Source organism: Acetobacter papayae JCM 25143, from assembly GCF_000613285.1.
GTDB lineage: Bacteria > Pseudomonadota > Alphaproteobacteria > Acetobacterales > Acetobacteraceae > Acetobacter > Acetobacter papayae.
In genome coordinates this window covers 20889-38977 of sequence record NZ_BAIN01000009.1, presented here as the reverse complement: position 1 = coordinate 38977, position 18089 = coordinate 20889, and the positions used below count along the sequence as shown (strand labels likewise).

Here is an 18089-nt window from a genome sequence, read left to right as displayed (position 1 = left end):
TCAGGAAAAGCCCTGATAGGGTCTGCTTTTATACTGAATTTTTCTATTGATTATCGACAATGCATAAGGATGAAAGAAAAGTTTTTTCTTTATCCTCAACCGCTCCAGACTTACGAGAAAATCTGGAGCGGGCGATGGGATTCGAACCCACGACCCCAACCTTGGCAAGGTTGTGCTCTACCCCTGAGCTACGCCCGCATTGGATGGCTGCCTTTTACGGCTGATGAGCACACTGCGCAAGAGGGAAAATTGAAAAATCTTTCTTTTTTATCATCTTCACCCCTGTTCGCGCTTCTGTGTGTTCTGCGCTGGCGGGTTGGCGTGGTTTTTTTTACCCTGCTAAACAGGGGGCGGCCATTCCGGCAGCAGGAAGGGTAAGATTGTGGCTTCATCCGTATTCCGTTCGCTCTATCATCAGGGATTTGCCCGGATTGCGGCCTGTACCGTGCCTGTCAGTCTGGCGGACCCCGCCACCAATGCCGAGCAGATTCTCGCCGTGGCGCAAGCCTGTGCGCGGGAAGGAGCCAGCCTGTGCGTTTTTCCCGAACTGGGGCTGACCGGCTATTCGATAGAAGACCTGATCCAGCAGGAAGCCCTGCTGAACACCGTGGAAACCACGCTGGCCGATCTGGCGGCCCGCACGCGCAACCTGCTGCCCGTTATTGTGGTGGGCGCCCCCCTGCGGCTGCGCCATACGCTTTACAACTGCGGCGTTGTTATCCATCGCGGGCGGATTCTGGGGGCGGTACCCAAGAGTTTCCTGCCTGATTACCGCGAGTTTTACGAAAGCCGGCACTTCACTTCGGGGGCGGGCCTCTCTCAAGAAACCCTGCCCCTTCCCGGTGGCGCCATTCCCTTTGGGGTTGATCTGCTGTTCGAAGCCTCGGACCTGCCGGGTTTCTGCCTTGGCGTGGAACTATGCGAAGACCTGTGGGTGCCCGCCCCGCCCTCCACCGCGCAGGCTCTGGCGGGGGCCACGCTCATTGCCAATCTCTCCGCCAGCGACATTACCGTGGGCAAGGCCGAAACACGCGCCATGCTGTGCCGCTCGCAATCGGCCCGCTGTATTGCCGCCTATCTTTACGCTGCCGCCGGTGAGGGCGAATCCACCACCGATCTGGCATGGGACGGCCAGACCGCCATTTTTGAAAACGGCGCGCTGCTGGCCCAGAGCGAGCGCTTTCCCTCCGGCGCACGCATGGTGCTGGCAGATACGGACCTGACACTGCTGCGGCAGGAACGCCAGCGCATGGGCTCGTTCAGTGCGTGCGCGCGGGCGCAGGACAGCGGCAGGCCGTGGCGGCGCATCGGGTTTACGCTGGCCCCCCCCATGGACACTCTGGGCCTGCGGCGGCCCGTGGCGCGCTTTCCCTTTGTGCCCTCAGACCCCGCAAGGCTGGAGCAGGACTGCTCCGAGGCTTTTGCCATTCAGGTTTCAGCCCTTGTGCAACGGCTCAAAACCAGCGGCGCACGCAGCATGGTTATTGGCATATCGGGCGGGCTGGATTCGACACATGCGCTGCTGGTGGCCGTGCGTGCAGCCGATGCCCTTGCCTGGCCGCGCGAGGCCGTGCGCGGCTACACCATGCCCGGTTTCGGCACCACCGATAAAACACTGGACAGCGCACTGGCCCTAATGCGCGAGTTGGGTATCCACGCCCAGACACTAGATATCCGCCCCGCGGCCCGGCTCATGCTGGGTGAAATCGGCCACCCCTTCGCGCAGGGCGAGCCTGTGCATGACATCACCTTTGAAAACGTGCAGGCCGGATTGCGGACGGACTTCCTGTTCCGTCTCGCCAACCAGCACGGGGGGCTTGTAATCGGCACGGGAGACCTATCGGAACTGGCGCTCGGCTGGTGCACCTACGGCGTGGGCGACCAAATGGCGCATTACGGCGTCAATGCCGGTCTGCCCAAAACGCTCATCCAGCATCTGATCCGCTGGTGCATTGCCTCGGGTCAGTTCGCGCCTAGCGTCAGCACCGTGCTTGAAACGGTGCTGAACACCGAAATATCGCCCGAGCTGGTACCCACTACTGAAGGGGAAAGCCAGAAGACCGAAGAAATCATCGGCCCGTATGCGCTGCATGACTTCACGCTTTATCACATCCTGCGCCATGGCTTTACCCCCACGCGCATTGCCTTTCTGGCAGAACACGCATGGGCCGATGCACAGAAGGGGGAATGGCCCCCCGGCTTTGACCCTCAGGCCCGCACGGCTTATGAGTTGCCCGTTATCCGCCACTGGCTGGGTGTTTTCCTGCGCCGTTTTCTGGCTACCAGCCAGTTCAAGCGCTCGGCCATGCCCAATGGCCCAAAAGTGATGGCGGGTGGTGGCCTCTCCCCCCGGGGTGACTGGCGCGCCCCCTCGGATGGCAATGCACGGCTCTGGCTGGAAAACCTTGAGCAGGGCGTGCCCAAAGCCTGACCCCATACCCTACCACAGGCACAACGCATCACGAACAGACCCAAACCCGCAAGGCCGATAGCGCTACCGGGTCTCTTGGGCTATAAGCGGCACATCATGACCATATCACGCCAAGCCACGCTCCATCGCGTCACAAGCGAAACCGATATTGCCATCACCCTGAACCTCGACGGTTCGGGAACCGCACAGGTTGAAACCGGTATCGGCTTTTTTGACCACATGCTGACAGCACTGGCCAAACACGGGCTGTTTGACCTGACTGTGCGCGTGCAGGGCGACCTGCATATCGATGGCCACCACACGGTGGAGGATACCGGCATAGCTCTGGGGCAGGCCATGCGGCAGGCTCTGGGCGAAAAACGCGGCGTGCGGCGCTTTGGCCATGCTCTGGTGCCGCTGGACGAAGCGCTGTGCGAAGCCGTGGTGGACCTTTCGGGCCGCCCCTTCCTGACGTTTGACGCCCATTTCGACCGGGACCGCCTCGGCACGCTGGATACCGAACTGGTGGAGGAATTTTTCCGCGCCTTCGCCATGTCCGCCATGCTCACCCTGCACCTGAACCAGAAAGCAGGGCGCAACTGCCACCATATTGCCGAAGCCGCGTTCAAGGCGCTCGCCCGCGCCCTGCGCATGGCCTGCGAGCCCGACCCCCGCGCGCTGGGGGCCATCCCTTCCACCAAAGGGGTTCTGTAACCCGGTGCGGCAGAGCACCACCCTGACCCGGCCAACCCCGGTCAGGGAGGATCAGACCAGCAGGAGGGTTCCATGACCCAGCCGCTTTCCATTGCCGTTATCGATTACGAAGGGGGCAACCTTGCCTCTGCCGCTCGCGCGGCCGTACGCGCCTCGGAACTCTCCGGGCTGGCCGCTGCGGTGGTGGTAACCAACGAACCCTCCGAGGTTCGTCGGGCTGACCGCATCATCCTGCCCGGACAGGGGGCCTTTGCCGCCTGCGCACAGGGGCTGGAAGCCACACCCGGCCTGAAAGACGCCATTGCGGGCGCGGTTGCGGGGGGCACGCCGTTCCTTGGTATCTGCGTAGGTATGCAGCTTATGGCCGAGCGGGGGCTGGAACACGGCGTGACCGAAGGCTTTGGCTGGATCCGTGGAGAAATCGCCCCCATGGACGCACCCGGCCTGCGCCTGCCGCAGATGGGGTGGAACGAGCTGACCCTTACCCAGCCCGAACACCCGCTGGTGCGCGGCCTTGGCCCCGCACCGCACGGTTATTTCGTACATTCCTACGCCCTGCATGGCACGGAAAGTGATACCCTACTGGCCACCACGGATTATGGTGGCGCCGTACCTGCCATTGTCTGCCGGGGCAATGCGGCGGGCACGCAGTTCCATGTGGAAAAAAGTCAGACCGTCGGCCTGAAAATTCTGGCCAACTTTCTGGCTTGGGAACCAGAAGAGCAGCTCTGATGCCCGAAAAACTTCGCGTTCAGCGCATTCTGAGTCTGGATGAGGACGACCTGACCGCCCTGTGCGAAGTCGTGGATGCCGCCATTCTGGATGGTGATGGCTTCGACTGGCTACAGCCGCAGGGGCGTCAGGTGCTTGAGCGCTATTTCCGTGGCCTGCTCATGGTGCCCGAGCGCATGCTGTTTGCCGTCCGTCAGGATGGCGTCATCATGGGGGGGGCGCAGCTTGTCCGCTCTCCGCGCAATAACGAAATGCAGGCCATGTGCGTAACACTGGCGCATCTGTTCGTGGCCCCTTACGCCCATCGCAGCCTGCTGGGCGCCATTCTGTTGCAGGAAGTGGAAAGTGCGGCCCGCAACATGGGTTTTCGCGTTATGAACGCCGATCTGCCTGAAAACCGCACCAGCGCCATTACCCTGCTGCATCAGGCGGGCTTCACGCAGTGGGGCAGCCACCCGTTTTACGCCCGCGTGGGAGAAGACACCCTGCGCGGCCTGTTTTTCACCAAGCCGCTGGACGACACGCCACCTTTCAGGGTGGACCAGCTTTCTTCCTCCGCCTCCAGCACCATGCAGGACTGAACCATGCTCCCCCCTGCCTCCTCCCCCCGCCCTCTCACGCTTTACCCGGCCATCGACCTCAAGGACGGCGCGTGCGTGCGCCTGCGCCGGGGCGAAATGGACGATGCCACAGTCTATTCCGACAACCCCGGTGCACAGGCCAAAGCCTGGCATGATGCGGGCTTTACCCGCCTGCATGTTGTGGACCTGAACGGCGCCTTTGCCGGGACTTCGGTCAATGCAGACGCGGTGCGCTCGATTATTGCAGCCACGGATGTGCCGGTTCAGCTCGGCGGTGGCCTGCGCGATATGGCCGCCATTGCCGGCTGGCTGGAAGCCGGGGTTTCGCGGGTTATTCTGGGGTCTGTGGCGGTCAAAAACCCCGCTCTGGTGCGTGAGGCCTGCCGGGCGTTCCCCGGTCAGGTCGTGGCGGGCATCGATGCGCGCGCGGGCCATGTCGCTACCGAAGGCTGGGCCGAGGTTTCTGACATGCAGGCTACCGACCTCGCCCTGCGCATGCAGGATGCCGGGGTGGCGGCCATTATCTTTACCGAAATCAGCCGCGACGGCATGCTGGAAGGGCTGGATATCGAACAGACAGCCGATCTGGCGCGGGCTGTCAGTGTGCCGGTCATTGCCAGTGGCGGCGTGGGCGCGCTGGAACATCTGGTCGCCCTGCGCGATGCCGCGCGTGACGCGCCGGGCATTGAAGGCGTGATTATCGGCCGCGCGCTATATGACGGGCGGGTAGACCCCGCCGAGGCCCTGCGGGTGCTTGGCGCATGTTGAAGCTGCGCGTCATCCCCTGTCTGGACGTCAAGGATGGGCGTGTGGTCAAGGGGGTCAATTTCGTTTCCCTACGCGATGCGGGCGACCCGGTGGAACAGGCCGCCGTGTACGATGCCGCGGGCGCGGATGAGCTGACCTTTCTCGACATTACCGCCAGCCACGAAAACCGCGATACCATTCTGGATGTGGTCAGCCGCACCGCATCACGCATTTTCCTGCCGCTGACGGTGGGTGGTGGTGTCCGCACCACCGACGACATGCGCCGCCTGCTGCTGGCCGGGGCCGATAAATGCGCCATGAACTCGGCCGCCGTCAGCCGCCCCGAACTCATTAACGAGGCAGCTCGCAAATTCGGCAGCCAGTGCGTAGTGGTGGCCGTGGATGCCCGCCAGACAGGCCCGGACCGCTGGGAAGTCTTTACCCATGGTGGCCGCACCGCCACCGGGCGCGATGCCATTGCCTGGTGTCAGGAAGTGGCCGAACGGGGTGCAGGCGAAATCCTGCTGACCTCCATGGACCGTGACGGCACGCGCTCCGGCTTTGACCTCGCCCTGCTGCGCGCGGCCACCCGTGCCGTGCGGCTGCCCATTGTGGCCTCGGGCGGTGTGGGCGCGCTCGAGCATTTTGTGGAAGGTGCCGCCGCTGGCGCTACCGGGCTGCTGGCGGCCAGTGTATTCCATTTCGGGCAGTTCACCATTGCCGAGGTCAAGGCGGCACTAGCACAGGCCAGGCTACCCGTGCGCCCTTCTCCCGCTCCCTTTCAGGATTTTTCGTGACATGATCAAGAAAGTCGATACCGCAGCGGCAAGCCCGGCCGCCACTCAAGGCAAGCGTGGGAAAACCGCCAAACCCGCAAAGCCTGCCAAGCGCAAGAACGAAGCCGCAACCGATCTGGCCATCGAAGCGGACAGCACCGTGCTGGAACGGCTCTATGCCGTTGTCCAGAGCCGCAAGGGGGGCGACCCCTCGCTCAGCCACTCGGCACGCCTGCTTTCGCGCGGCACCTACAAGATCGCGCAGAAATTCGGTGAAGAAGCAGTCGAATGTCTGATCGAAGCCGTGGCTGGCCGTAACGACCACCTTATTGGCGAAAGTGCTGATGTCCTTTACCATCTCATCGTCCTGTGGGTGGACGCGGGCATTACGCCTGAAGAGGTGTGGGCCGAGCTGCGCCGGCGCGAAGGCACGAGCGGCATTGCCGAAAAAGCCTCACGGCCACGCACGCCCCAGCCAGAAAAGGAATAAAGCATGAGCACGCCTGTTACCGGCAAGGGGCCTTACGATACGCAGAATATCTTCGCGCGCATCCTGCGTGGTGAAATTCCGTGCAAGACCGTTTTTGAAAATGAATGGGTGCTGGCGTTTTACGATATCGCCCCCAAGGCCCCCGTGCATGTGCTGATTATTCCGCGCAATCCGTATGTTTCTTTCATGGATTTCAGCAAAGCCCCGGCCGAGGAAATAGCAGGCGTCATGCAGGCCACGGGCGAGATTGCCCGCACCCTCGGGCTGGAAGAAAACGGCTACCGCATCATTACCAACGCAGGCACCGACAGCGGGCAGGAAGTGCCGCATTTCCACCTGCACCTGCTGGGTGGCAAAGCCCTGCCCGCCTTCCCGCTCTGAAGTTCGGCACGGGCGGTGTTGGGCTTAAAATCCCCCGCCCGGCCATGGCTGACACGGCCCCGCACAGACGCTGAACAGGAATCCATGCCATGACCTCGCCTATGGATGTTCTTCTCTCCCGCGCTTCCACCGACCGGCTGAAAGACCCTGCCCCCTCCGGTGCGCAGCTTGAGCAGATTGTAGCCACCGCCCTGCGCGCGCCCGACCACGGGCGGCTCCAGCCATGGCGCTACGTGATCGTGCAGGGAGAAGCCCGCTCCATTCTGGCGGAAAAAGTGGTGGCCAGCACGCTGCGGGTAGCCCCGCAAACCCCACAGTTCAACCTTGATAAACGCCGCCAGCGCATGGCCACCATGCCCATGACCATCGTGCTGGGCATGCACCTGCAACCGGACCATAAAATTCCGCTCTGGGAACAGGAAATGAGCGTGGGCGCTGGGGCCATGAACATTCTCAATGCCCTGCACGCGGAGGGTTTTGGCGGTATCTGGGTTTCCGGCCCTATTACGCAGGACCCCGTTCTTGCAGCGGAATTCGGGTTTGAAGCCCCCCACAAGCTGGCGGGTTTCATTTTTGTGGGCACACCAGATGCGCCGCTGCCCGCCCATACCCGCCCCGACCCGGCTGGTTTCATGGCACTATGATGGCACGCCGCCAGTGTTCGGGCAGGACGAAAGCCACACACCATGACAAACAGCCCTAAAACCACCCCCACCACGGCCGATGTTGTCGTCATCGGTGGTGGCCCAGTCGGGCTCGCCACGGCCCTGATGATGGCCAAGGCCGGGCTGCGCACCACCGTTCTGGAACGCGGCGCGCGCAACCAGTGGGAAGAACCGGGCTTTGACGGGCGCGAAATCGCCCTCACGCATGAATCCGTCCGCCTGCTACAGCAGGCCGGGGCATGGGACTTCATTCCCTCCGCCGTAATCTGCCCGCTCAAGGAAGCGCGTGTTGAAACCGGGCATTTCCGCCACCCCCTGCGCTTTGACACTCAGGGACAGGGCGTTGAGGCACTGGGCTGGCTGGTTTCCAACTGCCTGATCCGCCGCGCGCTGTTTGCCGCCGCCAGCCGCCAACCCGGTCTGACGCTGCTGGCCGGTACCGAGGTGGATACGATCCGGCAGGGACAGGATTACGCAGCGATCCATTTTGGCAACAGCCAGATCAACGCGCGGCTTGTGGTCGGGGCTGATGGCCGTTTTTCCCCCACCCGCAGGCGGGCTGGCATTGGTGCCATTATTCATGATTTCGAGCGCTCCATGCTTGTCTGCCGCATGGCGCATGAGTCCGCACACCACAATGTGGCCCTGCAATGGTTTGATGAGGGGCAAACCGTTGCCCTCCTACCTGTTAATGGCCACGCCTCATCGCTGGTGCTGACACTGCCCGCCACCGAGATCCAGCGGCTGCAGACCCTCCCGCGTGAGGCCTTCAATGCCGAAGTCACGCAGCGGGTAGACCAGCGGCTGGGCACCATGCGGCTGGTCAGCACGCGGCATGTCTATCCGCTCAAAGGTGTTTATGCACATCGGTTTACCGCACGCAGGCTGGCCCTTGTAGGCGATGCCGCCGTGGGTATGCACCCCATTACCGCCCATGGCTTCAACCTGGGCCTGAAAGGCCAGAAAACGCTGGTGGATGCCGTGGCCGCAGCCGTTGCCCGCACGGGAGATGCAGGCAACGCGCAGGGGTTGCGTCAGTTCGAACGCCAGCACCGCATGGCCACGGCCCCGCTCTTTGCGGGCACAAACGGTATTGCCTCGCTTTACACCCATGATGGCCCGCCATTCCGGCAAATGCGTGAGGCTGGCCTGCGACTGGCGGAGCGTTTCACACCCTTCAAAAAGGCCGTGACAGCCCTGCTGATGGACCGCGAGCCCTCAACGCCCTGATGTTTTCCCGGCCCCCCGTGGGCCGGGAGCCAGAGCCTCTGCCTGTCGCGCTCAATCCATGCGGCAATAACCGCCAGCACATAAGCCTGCTGGCCAGCATCAAGCGCCACTCCCTCGGGCAGACCATGCCATTTGTGCAAACACCCCCGGCAGCATGTGCCGGTGGCATGCTGTGCGACAAAAACCGGATGCCCTTTCCACGGTGTCTGCCGTCCATCCCGCGCGGGATGCGCCGGGGCAAGGCGTTTTGCAATGAAGTCCTGCCCGTGAAGCAGAACAGCGTCTTCCCCCTTTTCCTCCAGATAGGCTCGCTCCTGCGCGCCAGATGAAAACGGCTGCGAAAGGCAGAACGCGCTAGCCTGTTCCATAAATCCGCAGGAACGGCAGTCTGCACAGAGGGCACCGATACGGGCTTAGAAGGCGGGGGAGCCTGCGCAAAAAGGTCTTCCTGCTGCACGGGGGTGGGCTGTCGTGTCATGCCTGCCCATATGGGGTGGCCGTGCAGGTGTTTCCAGCCACCGGGCGGGAAGCATGTGGCCAGCCGGAACCGTATCGTTTTTTAATTTCTATTATTTGTGCTGTATCGTAGTCCGCAACGATAACACTCACGGTAAAACCACGCTGGACATTGCCATGAGCCAGTCAAACATTCGGATATGGTCGCTGCGCATGCTGAAAATTTTAGATACGAAAATATTAAGCACCCCCATGGCGCGACTTTTCATATCCTCGTTATTTATCAATGTCTGCCTGATTGGTTTTTTTGCTCTTGTTTCGCAGCCTTTTGGCAAATTCCCCGGAACCGTGTGCCGGTGGGACTGCGGCTGGTATAGTGATATCGTACTGAACGGCTATGACCACACCCCCCCGGTGCCCGTGCTCGGGATGTATAAAAACTACGCTTTTTTCCCGTTCTTTCCATTATTGATGCATTATATCCGTGCGGTTATTCATCTGAGCTTCCCCACGCTGGCCATTATTGCAAACGCGACTTTTGCTTCCGTGATGAGCACGGTTGCCGTTTACTACATGAAAGAACGGTATAGTTTTCAAAACAGCAACCTTATTATCGTTCTTTTTTCTATGTTTCCGTACAGTTTTTACTTTATCATTCCCTATACAGAAGCCATTTATGGCCTTGCTCTCATTGCATTTACATTTCTGCTATACAGGCGCCACTGGTGGCAGGCGGGGCTGGCAGGTGTTGTTTTGTCAGCAACACGGCCTACGGGGTCTCTGATCATTGCCACCTTATGTATCCTTACGTGGCTGAGCATCTGGTTCAGAAAAAACACCATGCAGGAAAAACTGCACCAATCTCTCCCACTGGTTGGTACGGCAGTCATAAGCAGTGCAGGCCTGCTGGCCTATATGACGTTCCTGCAAATCCGTCTGGGCGATCCGTTTGCATTTGCTCATGCAGAGATTGCCTGGGGCCGAGGGCTTGGTTTTACCAATCCGCTCGTACATGTTCTGCAGGGTTTACAGACACATGACCTGAAGGCCAGTTTATTCGTTACCGCTCAGGCAAGAAGCCAGACCTATCTGGCGGGTATGGCCCTTGCGGGGCTCGGCATTGCTCTTTGGGGTGCATGGCGCGGCTTTTATACAGAGGCCGCCTTACTGATTGTCACGTTCTGCGCGGCCGTTGGAGAAGGACCACTGGAATCCTCCCCGCGCTATCTGTTCGCCAACCCGGCCATGCTGTGCATCCTGTCCTCAGCCTTTGGCATGTTCCCTCCGTTTATCCGTCAGGTCATGCTGCTGTTATGCGCGATGCTTCAGGCCGTATTTCTCGTGCTGTGGAGTTCAGGACTAAGTGCATTCCTGATCTGATGCCGCGATAGGCCTCCCCTCTGCCACACCACGCTCCTGACAAACAGCATGGAGCGTGGCGTAGACACTTCAGGGATTATTAGCGCTATAGGCCGCGTGCATGGCGGCCAGCAGGCCGCTATCGGGTGTGCCAAGCGGCATCTGGTACAGCCTGCCCTCTACCCGGCGCGACAGCAGGCCCCATGCCTGTGCGCATCATGCGAGACCATGATTTCAAGCTGGTTATCGGCGCAGTCATGCGGTTTGCACAAATGCCCAACCAGATAAGACTTGCCGTTAAAGGTGATATTGCCCATGGGCGTGGAAACCGCCGCCGCCTTGCTGACCCATTCGGGCAGTTCGACCATGGCGTGATACGCTTTGGAAAAATTTGGCCTCTGCATCATGTCCGCCGTATAGGGCAGGTCCTCGGCCCATGCGGGTGCGGCACAGCACAGGGCGGCCAGTACAACCATTACCTGACGCATGTCTGTTTTTTCTCCCCCAGATGATGCAGAGTGTCCGCCAGACAGGCGCGAAGGTAAAGAGGGTCGCGGGCGGGCCAGCCCCCCACCCGCGATAAAAAACGCACCCTGTGTTCAGGCCTCGACGTTCTGCAACACCGTAAAGCCTTCAAAAACCGGGCCGCCAATGGTCAGCTTAACCCCTTCCCCAGCGGTGGCGTGCGCCTGACGGAACTGCTCCGATTTTGTCCAGCCGATAAAGGTTCTTCCGATGCCCAGACCGTATGCGAGGCATACAGCACATAGTCTTCGCTCGCTGGGCCTTTGAGAAACTGGAAGGAAACAAAACCCGGTACGGTGCGCAGCAGAACCTCGCGGTCAAGCCACCGGGCCATGAAGGCCTCCTGCTTGTCCGGCGCAACCCTGAAGCGGTTCATGGCGATGTACATCATCTGGTTATTCTCCATTCTGTTCAGAAAAATCATGGCCCACAATATCATGCGGCACCACAAACGGACGGCCCGTGACAGCATGCACAGGCACACGCTCCGTCACCAGCCCGAACACATCGCGCAGCAGGCCAGCGGATACGATCTGCTCTGGCCTGCCATCGCCCTCTATCCGCCCGTTACGCAACACGATGATCCGATCAGCAACACAGGCGGCCCAGTTGAGGTCATGCAACACCATCAGGCACGCACCACCCTGCCGGGCATGCGCACGGGCCACATTCAGCACCAGCCCCTGCCGGGCCAGATCCTGCGCGGATACGGGTTCATCCAGCAAGAGCAGGCCCTGCCCTCCTGCGGCTGAACGAAGCTGCACCAGCACGCGTGCATAATGGGCGCGCTGGCGCTCCCCGCCGGACAGGCTGGTAATATCCCGATCCGCCATGGCCAGCAGGCCAACCTGCTCCAGTGCGGCCCTGACATGCCCAGCCATGGCCACAGCACTACAGGCACGCCCGGCATGCAGCCCGCCCATATAGGCCAGTTCACGCACGGTAAAACGGGCCTGTGCCGGGCTATTCTGCGCCAGCATGGCCCGCAATCCAGCCTTGCGGGCTTCAGACAGGGCGGTGATGTCATGGCCGCCAAGCAGGATTTTACCCTCCGTAGCGGGCCCAAGCCCGGCCGCCAGACGCAGGAGGGTGCTTTTGCCAGCTCCATTAGGCCCGATAATAACCACCACCTCCCCACGCGCGACATTCAGGCTTACATCCCTGAGCAGCAGGCGCTCCCCCACGCCATAGGCGACATGCTGCATCGTCAGAATCATGAAAACCTGCCTGTCTGCTGGCTTCGGGCGAGCTGCCAGACAAAAACCGGCGCACCAATGGCCGCCGTTACCACACCCACCGGCACATCGGACGGAATGGCGATAACGCGCGCCAGCGTATCGGCTACCAGCAACAGAGCTGCCCCCAGCAACGCGCTGGCAGGTAGCAAAATCCTGTGATCCGGCCCGCTTACAAGCCGGACAAGATGCGGCACCACCACGCCCACAAACCCGATCACCCCCACAAAGGAGACAATCGGCCCACAGGCCAGCGCCACACACAACATGGCCAGACGCCGTATCCGCCCGACAGAACAGCCTGTCAGGGCGGCATCCTCATCCCCCAGCAAAAGCACGTTCAGCCCCCCGGCAATCCGCCCCATGATAAAGGCTGCGGGTAATAGAACGGGTAGCAAAACCCCTATCTGCGGCCATGCGGCCCCTGACAGGCTGCCCATGGTCCAGAATGTAAGGTCTCGCAGGGCCGTATCATTAGCCCGAAACACAAGAATACCCGTGAGCGCGCCTGCAAACGCACTGAGTGCCACGCCCGCGAGAATAATAAGCGTAGGAGAGGACACACCCCCACGCGCAGCAAAGAGATACAGCACCACCGTACTGGCCAGTGCCCCCGTAATACCCCCGGCAGGCACGGCCCAATGCGCCACAAACCCGGCCCCTGCTCCGGCATTACCCAGCACGATAACCAGTGCGGCCCCCAGAGCCGCCCCGGACGAAACCCCCGTAAGCCCCGGATCAGCCAGAGGGTTGCGAAACATCCCCTGCATAACGGCCCCTGAAGCCGCAAGTGCTGCCCCCGTAAGCAGAGCCATGACAGCACGCGGAGCCCGGATCTGGCTGATAACAAGCCAACTGGCCCGCGCTGCCTCCGAGTGAGGCTGTGTCCATAAAGCCCCGGGGCCAAAACCGGTGGCCCCGGTCATCAACGCACAGAGCAGCGCCACAAGCAGCAGAACAGACAGCCCCCCCAGCACCAGCCGGGGCGCGGGCCGGACAACCTTCATGCCGGAGACGCCGCCTCGATCATGCCAGCCAGTTTCAGTGCGGCTTCGGGCGTGCGGGGGCCAAAGCCCAGCAATTCTTCTCCCTCCAGCGCAATAATGGCATCATGCCGGACGGCGGGTGTCATCCTGAAACCGGCATCGGCCAGAATATCCTTGTGCAGGGCTGCGGAATCCTGCGCCATGATAAGAATAACATCGGGCTGGAGCGTAATAAGCGCTTCGTGCTCCACCACCTTGTACCCCTGCATGGCATGCCCGGCATTGGTGGCCCCGGTCAGGCCGATAATCGCATCTGCTGCGGTACCGCTCCCTGCAACCATAGGGTGGCCGTTTGTCATGCGCATGACAAACAGCACGCGCCGTTTGGTGGTATGGGTGGCACGCCACTGGGCCAGGGCGTCAAAACCTTTTTCAATCTTTGTCACAAGCTCCCTGCCTGCCTCATCTGCCCCGACAATCCCGGACAGAAAAGCCGTGCGCGCGACAATGGCCTCTACCGAAGGCGTTGCCTCCACAAACACCACCGGCGGCCCGGAGGCCACAAGCTGGTCCATGGCGGCGGGCGGGCCTGCATTGTTCATGGCAAGGATCAGATCAGGCTGGAGCGACAGAACGCCCTCAGCCGAGACCGTGCGCATATACCCGATGGATTTTTTATCTTTTAGAGCGCTTTCCGGCCAGGTAGAGGTAGTATCCACTGCGATAATGCGCGCCTGTGCCCCCAGATCATACAGCGTTTCGGTAATGGTGCCGCCAATACACACGATCCGGCGCGCAGGCCCGACTGCCACACGGCGGCCCCGGCAGTCTGTTACCACATGCCCTTCCTGCGCATGGGCATAAGACAGCGCCAGCGGCACTGCCACGCTGCCCATACCGGCAAGGGCTATCAATTTCCTGCGTGAAAACAAAAGGTTTTGTTCAGTCATCAGAAATCGATCCTTGCTGTTACCTTGAAAGAACGGCCGGGCTGGCTGTAGTAGCGCATATCAAGCGAGCTTGAACTCTGGCCGTAGGGGAGTGCAGCGGCATTGTAGTATCGTTTATCAAAAATATTGTACATGCCAGCTTGAATACGAAGTGACTTGTAAAAAGTCGGGCTGTACCAGCCTGTCATGTCAAACAGAACATAGCCGGGTGTGTTCCACTGATTCTGAAGAGCTCCTGATGAAGTAATGAATTTTGCGTTATCTCTTGAAAGGGCGAACGTGCCTGAAAGATCAGCACCCCAGCGCGGTGTTTTATAACCAAAGCCGATAATGCCACGGAATGGCGCAACTGACGCCAAATGGAAATGCCGGTCGGTATCCTGCCCATCGGAATAGGCGAACGACCCCCATGTGTGCCAGTGGTCGTCGAAGTCCCAGTTGACATTGGCTTCCACGCCATAAATGCGCACATTTGCAAGATTGGTATAGCCGTAGCACAGGTAATATCCTGAACAGCCAGAAATACCCTGCATATCAATGTAGTTTTTGTAATAATTGTCAAAGAATGAAATATTCGCGCCGCGTTTTTCGTTGCCGTATTTCACCCCGACTTCCCACCCGCGGCTGCTTTCGGGCTTTAGATCCGGGTTGCCGACCACCTGATAGAAAGGCGGGGTGCTGTAGTTCAGATATTCCTCCGTAGCGGAGGGCGCGCGGAATGCCTGTGAATACAGGGCATACAGCGTGACATCATGCGCGACCTTTGCCTCGATCAGAACCTTGGGCGAGAAATGCGAGCCATGCGCCCCATGGGGCAGGCCCGTATAGCTGCATTCGCCTGATATGAGGCGGTATTGGACGGATCACGCTGGAAGTAATCAAAGCGAACCCCCGGTGTAATATGCAGCCAGTCAGCCCCCCTGAACCCGATACGGTCCTGCACGAGTGCGCCCAGATCCGTACCGTGGACTCGAGGCATGTCAGAAAAATTATTGTGCAGATAAGGGCTTGATACCGCACGCTCGCCAGTCTGGGTCTGGTAGGTATCGGTCAGGAAGACCTCGCCCCCATAGGTCAGGTCATGGCGGAACGGCCCTGTGACAATATGGTTGGTTGCCGACCCTCTGACACCATAGGACTCGACAGGCAGGGTCAGGTGTTCGTGGTAATACGAACTGGCATTCGCGCTATCGCGGTTGGTGATGTCGGTATCGGTCTGGATGCTTTGCCAGTAGGCCAGAAAATGCGCCTCGCTGAACAGCGCATTCGGGGTTTCGCTCTTGTAGTCATAATCGAACGATACGCGTGAGCGCTGGTTTTCGCTGCGGGTATCGTAACGGCTGGTGGCGGTTTTTTCCGATGTGCGGGTCCGCTCATTGTACTGGCGGTCATACCATTCGCCAGTCAGGGTAATCCTGTGCCCGCCCTCAAAATAATGTCTGATTTTTCCAAGGAAGTTTCCCTGCTCATACCATGCCGGGTTTTTTTCCGTACGGGTTGTACCATAGCCGCCGACATTGCCCATATTGCCGGTCTGGCTACCGTTCTGGTAGCCGCCCTGTACCAGAAAGACCGTATTATTATAGCGCGCGGCAAAAGCCTGATTGAGCAGTGCCGCTTCAGCCGCCCCGTTATAGGTAACTTTGGTAATGCCACCAAAATTCTTGCCGGGTTTAAGAATATCCTCGGGGTCTAGCGTGCGCAGGGCAATGACACCACCAAGCGAGCCCGTGCCGAAAAAGCTGGAATCCGCACTTTTGACAACATCAATCGCGCCGAGCGAATTGAAATCGAAATCCGACACGCCGCCTTGAGCCGTGCTGAAAGACCCCGCATAGGCACCATCATTAGCCCATGGCATGCGAATACCGTCGATGGAGTCAGGATACGGTTCTGGTCAAGCCCACGGATGTTGATGCTGGAATTGCCCTCACTATAATTGACCGAGGCATCAACACGGCGGGCATAGTCTTCAAGATTATCGATCTGCCGGTCACGGAAGGTCTTGAACGTGGTGGTTTTGGTCAGAACCGATGCCTTGCCCACTGCGCTATGATCCTGATCGGGATCATATTTCATTGAATCAATAATATCGGCCTTGCCGCGCACCCGAACGGGGGAGAGAGCGATCGGCTTTGCGGTGGCGGGGGGCTGCGCACTGGTCGTGGCCTGCGGCGTGGCGGCCGGTTTCGCGGGGGTGGCGGTGGTGGTGGTTTCAGCCCGCGCGACGGGAACAGAAGCGCAGAAAAAGACCGTCGTCATCAGGATATAATGCCGATGACTGACAGTGTGCTTCGAAAAGAAGCTGGGCATCGCGGGTCACGTCCTTTTCGTTGCATTATCGTTTATGATTATCATTCTCATCTGACGGAATGACCGCACCCTGTCAATAGTTGATTATGATTCTCATTTGCACTATTTTGGGATAGGAGAATAACCCCGGCCCCTAGAACAAGGATGTCGCGCCATGTCGGAAACGCTCTCCCCCGCACCGCTTTCTACCCGGCTGAAAACCGAAACCGCCGCACAGCACCAGTTGCTCGATAACGAGATATCAGGCCGGAACCTGTTTGGCTCCCCGCAGGGATACCGTGATTTTGTCCGCCTGCAATACCGCTTCCACCGCGATCTTGACCCCGTATACCGTGATACCCGGCTAGAGGCCTTCATTCCCGATCTGCAAAGCCGCAACCGCTTTGCTCATATCACACAGGATATGAAAGACCTCGGGCTGGATATACCCCGGCAGAACACGCCTAACGGGCCAGATTTTTTCACCCGCCTGCACACGGAAACAGCCATCGGCTGGCTATACGTTGCCGAAGGCTCGAAGCTGGGGGCCAATATTCTTGACAAACTGGCCCAGAACCTCGGCTACAGCGCCGATTTTGGAGCGCGCCACCTCGCCCCCGACCCGGCAGGCCGTGGCCCCTCATGGCTGGCGTTCAGAAATATGCTCGATGATACGGCCATAGACCCAGAGGCCTGTATCGATGGGGCGCGAGACGCCTTTGCGCATATGGCGCGCTACCTTGCCGAACAGTAAGGCCGCTTTTTCCATCCCTCCCGCACAGCCCGCAGAAATGCTCCGTTTATCCTTGAGGTAAAAAGCCATGTTGAACATGCCTCCTCCCCAGTTCTCTCCATGGGACATGTTTTCAGGTGCCGGGCCTGTCGTGCGGGGTGTGATGATCCTGCTGGCACTGGCCTGCCTGCTTACATGGACGATCTTCATAGCCAAATCTGTTGAACTACTGCGTGTCCGCCGTGCGCTGGCGGCTGCTGCGCGCCAGATGGAGCAGGCTAACTCGCTGGAACAGGCAGGGGACCTCACGTGCAGGCGGAATATTGCGCATGCGCTGCTTATGGCGGCCGGGGCTGAGCGCGCCCGCTCGCACGATATTCCCGAAGACCGCGAGGGCATGAAAGAGCGCACTGTCCTGCATCTTGAACGCCTTGAAGCCGCCGAAGGCCGCAGGCTCATGCGTGGCACCGGCCTGCTGGCTACCATTGGGGCAACGGCACCGTTTATTGGCCTGTTTGGCACGGTATGGGGCATTATGACCGCTTTTACGGGTATTGCAGCCAGCAAGGCCACAAGCCTTGCCGTGGTGGCCCCCGGCATTGCCGAAGCCCTGCTGGCAACGGCTCTGGGCTTGGTTGCGGCCATTCCGGCGGTGGTTATCTACAATTTTCTTGCCCGCCAGACCGCCGCATGCCGCGCGCAGGTGGCGGACCTGACTGCACTTGTCATGCGGCTTGTTTCACGGGATCTGGGCCGCATGCAGGCCCTGACCACACGCGGGCAGGTCGTGCGCCTGACCCCTTCGCGCCTGGCGGGTGAGTGAGACG

The 18089-nt window shown here is 60.2% G+C and carries 17 protein-coding genes, 1 tRNA gene and 4 pseudogenes; 12 read left to right on the top strand and 10 right to left on the bottom strand.

The window, feature by feature from the left end; genetic code table 11:
* Nucleotides 1-123: 123 nt before the first annotated feature.
* A tRNA-Gly gene (locus tag JCM25143_RS04035) sits at nt 124-198 on the bottom strand.
* A gap of 184 nt (nt 199-382) precedes the next feature.
* Between JCM25143_RS04035 and JCM25143_RS04025 the strand changes: the two genes are divergently transcribed.
* The 9 genes and pseudogenes from JCM25143_RS04025 (at nt 383) to ubiM (ending at nt 8726) form a co-directional block, all read left to right on the top strand.
* Entirely contained in the window at nt 383-2431 is a 2049-nt protein-coding gene (locus tag JCM25143_RS04025) for an NAD(+) synthase (protein WP_025860109.1), read from the top strand.
* Between the two features lie 96 nt (nt 2432-2527).
* Nucleotides 2528-3124, top strand: a complete 597-nt coding sequence (gene hisB, locus JCM25143_RS04020) for an imidazoleglycerol-phosphate dehydratase HisB (RefSeq protein ID WP_025860108.1) — start codon at nt 2528-2530, stop codon at nt 3122-3124.
* Between the two features lie 72 nt (nt 3125-3196).
* Nucleotides 3197-3856, top strand: a complete 660-nt coding sequence (hisH, locus tag JCM25143_RS04015; protein ID WP_025860107.1) for an imidazole glycerol phosphate synthase subunit HisH — start codon at nt 3197-3199, stop codon at nt 3854-3856.
* Nucleotides 3856-5205 (top strand): annotated as a pseudogene (hisA, locus tag JCM25143_RS16705) (1-(5-phosphoribosyl)-5-[(5-phosphoribosylamino)methylideneamino]imidazole-4-carboxamide isomerase). Before hisH ends, hisA begins: the two are co-directional and overlap by 1 nt.
* Nucleotides 5199-5981: an imidazole glycerol phosphate synthase subunit HisF gene (hisF, locus tag JCM25143_RS04005; protein ID WP_025860106.1), complete on the top strand. Its 783-nt coding sequence runs from the start codon at nt 5199-5201 to the stop codon at nt 5979-5981. The pseudogene hisA and the gene hisF overlap by 7 nt, the downstream one beginning before the upstream one ends.
* 1 nt (nt 5982) lies before the next feature.
* Nucleotides 5983-6450: a phosphoribosyl-ATP diphosphatase gene (locus tag JCM25143_RS04000; protein ID WP_025860105.1), complete on the top strand. Its 468-nt coding sequence runs from the start codon at nt 5983-5985 to the stop codon at nt 6448-6450.
* A gap of 3 nt (nt 6451-6453) precedes the next feature.
* A complete protein-coding gene (locus JCM25143_RS03995; protein WP_025860104.1) occupies nt 6454-6831 on the top strand; it encodes a histidine triad nucleotide-binding protein in 378 nt (125 codons plus the stop codon).
* 89 nt (nt 6832-6920) lie between these two features.
* Nucleotides 6921-7521, top strand: a pseudogene (locus tag JCM25143_RS16700) (nitroreductase family protein).
* Nucleotides 7518-8726, top strand: coding sequence for a 5-demethoxyubiquinol-8 5-hydroxylase UbiM (gene ubiM / locus JCM25143_RS16695; protein ID WP_051542855.1), 1209 nt, complete (start codon nt 7518-7520; stop codon nt 8724-8726). Before JCM25143_RS16700 ends, ubiM begins: the two are co-directional and overlap by 4 nt.
* 35 nt (nt 8727-8761) lie before the next feature.
* Here the strand turns inward: ubiM and JCM25143_RS23380 are convergent.
* Nucleotides 8762-9183: pseudogene (locus JCM25143_RS23380) on the bottom strand (DUF4186 domain-containing protein); the annotation flags it as partial.
* Nucleotides 9184-9434: 251 nt separating this feature from the next.
* Here JCM25143_RS23380 and JCM25143_RS03975 point away from each other — a divergent pair.
* Nucleotides 9435-10562, top strand: a complete 1128-nt coding sequence (locus JCM25143_RS03975) for a hypothetical protein (protein ID WP_148300004.1) — start codon at nt 9435-9437, stop codon at nt 10560-10562.
* Between the two features lie 158 nt (nt 10563-10720).
* Here the strand turns inward: JCM25143_RS03975 and JCM25143_RS16690 are convergent, their stop codons facing one another.
* From JCM25143_RS16690 to JCM25143_RS23365, 8 genes and pseudogenes are all read right to left on the bottom strand, one after another.
* Nucleotides 10721-11029, bottom strand: a complete 309-nt coding sequence (locus JCM25143_RS16690; protein WP_081773467.1) for an Ivy family c-type lysozyme inhibitor — start codon at nt 11027-11029, stop codon at nt 10721-10723.
* Nucleotides 11030-11140: 111 nt separating this feature from the next.
* Nucleotides 11141-11454 (bottom strand): annotated as a pseudogene (locus tag JCM25143_RS16685) (antibiotic biosynthesis monooxygenase family protein).
* Between the two features lie 7 nt (nt 11455-11461).
* A complete protein-coding gene (locus JCM25143_RS03960; RefSeq protein WP_025860101.1) occupies nt 11462-12283 on the bottom strand; it encodes an ATP-binding cassette domain-containing protein in 822 nt (273 codons plus the stop codon).
* Nucleotides 12280-13308 carry a FecCD family ABC transporter permease gene (locus JCM25143_RS03955; RefSeq protein ID WP_025860100.1) on the bottom strand — a complete coding sequence of 343 codons (1029 nt, stop codon included), beginning with the start codon at nt 13306-13308 and terminating at the stop codon, nt 12280-12282. The genes JCM25143_RS03960 and JCM25143_RS03955 overlap by 4 nt, the downstream gene beginning before the upstream one ends.
* The gene (locus JCM25143_RS03950; RefSeq protein ID WP_081773466.1) at nt 13305-14237 is read right to left on the bottom strand and encodes a heme/hemin ABC transporter substrate-binding protein; all 933 of its coding nucleotides are present in this window, start codon (nt 14235-14237) and stop codon (nt 13305-13307) included. Before JCM25143_RS03950 ends, JCM25143_RS03955 begins: the two co-directional genes overlap by 4 nt.
* Entirely contained in the window at nt 14237-14980 is a 744-nt protein-coding gene (locus tag JCM25143_RS23375) for a TonB-dependent receptor domain-containing protein (RefSeq protein ID WP_369347356.1), read from the bottom strand. The genes JCM25143_RS03950 and JCM25143_RS23375 overlap by 1 nt, the downstream gene beginning before the upstream one ends.
* 29 nt (nt 14981-15009) lie before the next feature.
* Nucleotides 15010-16041: a porin family protein gene (locus JCM25143_RS23370; RefSeq protein WP_234394943.1), complete on the bottom strand. Its 1032-nt coding sequence runs from the start codon at nt 16039-16041 to the stop codon at nt 15010-15012.
* Nucleotides 15930-16499 (bottom strand): hypothetical protein, encoded by a 570-nt coding sequence (locus JCM25143_RS23365; RefSeq protein ID WP_234394942.1) that lies wholly within the window; start codon nt 16497-16499, stop codon nt 15930-15932. Before JCM25143_RS23365 ends, JCM25143_RS23370 begins: the two co-directional genes overlap by 112 nt.
* Before the next feature lie 205 nt (nt 16500-16704).
* Between JCM25143_RS23365 and JCM25143_RS03940 the strand changes: the two genes are divergently transcribed.
* The gene (locus JCM25143_RS03940; protein ID WP_025860098.1) at nt 16705-17283 is read left to right on the top strand and encodes a biliverdin-producing heme oxygenase; all 579 of its coding nucleotides are present in this window, start codon (nt 16705-16707) and stop codon (nt 17281-17283) included.
* A 67-nt stretch (nt 17284-17350) separates the two neighbouring features.
* Nucleotides 17351-18085 (top strand): tonB-system energizer ExbB, encoded by a 735-nt coding sequence (exbB, locus tag JCM25143_RS03935; protein ID WP_025860097.1) that lies wholly within the window; start codon nt 17351-17353, stop codon nt 18083-18085.
* Nucleotides 18086-18089 lie beyond the last annotated feature (4 nt).

Bases quoted from the DNA above. Each gene is read 5' to 3' on its own strand.
- hisB (WP_025860108.1), top strand. From the start codon at position 2,528: ATGACCATATCACGCCAAGCCACGCTCCATCGCGTCACAAGCGAAACC.
- hisH (WP_025860107.1), top strand. From the start codon at position 3,197: ATGACCCAGCCGCTTTCCATTGCCGTTATCGATTACGAAGGGGGCAAC.
- hisF (WP_025860106.1), top strand. From the start codon at position 5,199: ATGTTGAAGCTGCGCGTCATCCCCTGTCTGGACGTCAAGGATGGGCGT.
- JCM25143_RS04000 (WP_025860105.1), top strand. From the start codon at position 5,983: ATGATCAAGAAAGTCGATACCGCAGCGGCAAGCCCGGCCGCCACTCAA.
- JCM25143_RS03995 (WP_025860104.1), top strand. From the start codon at position 6,454: ATGAGCACGCCTGTTACCGGCAAGGGGCCTTACGATACGCAGAATATC.
- ubiM (WP_051542855.1), top strand. From the start codon at position 7,518: ATGACAAACAGCCCTAAAACCACCCCCACCACGGCCGATGTTGTCGTC.
- JCM25143_RS03975 (WP_148300004.1), top strand. From the start codon at position 9,435: ATGGCGCGACTTTTCATATCCTCGTTATTTATCAATGTCTGCCTGATT.
- JCM25143_RS16690 (WP_081773467.1), bottom strand. From the start codon at position 11,029: ATGCGTCAGGTAATGGTTGTACTGGCCGCCCTGTGCTGTGCCGCACCC.
- JCM25143_RS03960 (WP_025860101.1), bottom strand. From the start codon at position 12,283: ATGATTCTGACGATGCAGCATGTCGCCTATGGCGTGGGGGAGCGCCTG.
- JCM25143_RS03955 (WP_025860100.1), bottom strand. From the start codon at position 13,308: ATGAAGGTTGTCCGGCCCGCGCCCCGGCTGGTGCTGGGGGGGCTGTCT.
- JCM25143_RS03950 (WP_081773466.1), bottom strand. From the start codon at position 14,237: ATGACTGAACAAAACCTTTTGTTTTCACGCAGGAAATTGATAGCCCTT.
- JCM25143_RS23365 (WP_234394942.1), bottom strand. From the start codon at position 16,499: ATGACGACGGTCTTTTTCTGCGCTTCTGTTCCCGTCGCGCGGGCTGAA.
- JCM25143_RS03940 (WP_025860098.1), top strand. From the start codon at position 16,705: ATGTCGGAAACGCTCTCCCCCGCACCGCTTTCTACCCGGCTGAAAACC.
- exbB (WP_025860097.1), top strand. From the start codon at position 17,351: ATGTTGAACATGCCTCCTCCCCAGTTCTCTCCATGGGACATGTTTTCA.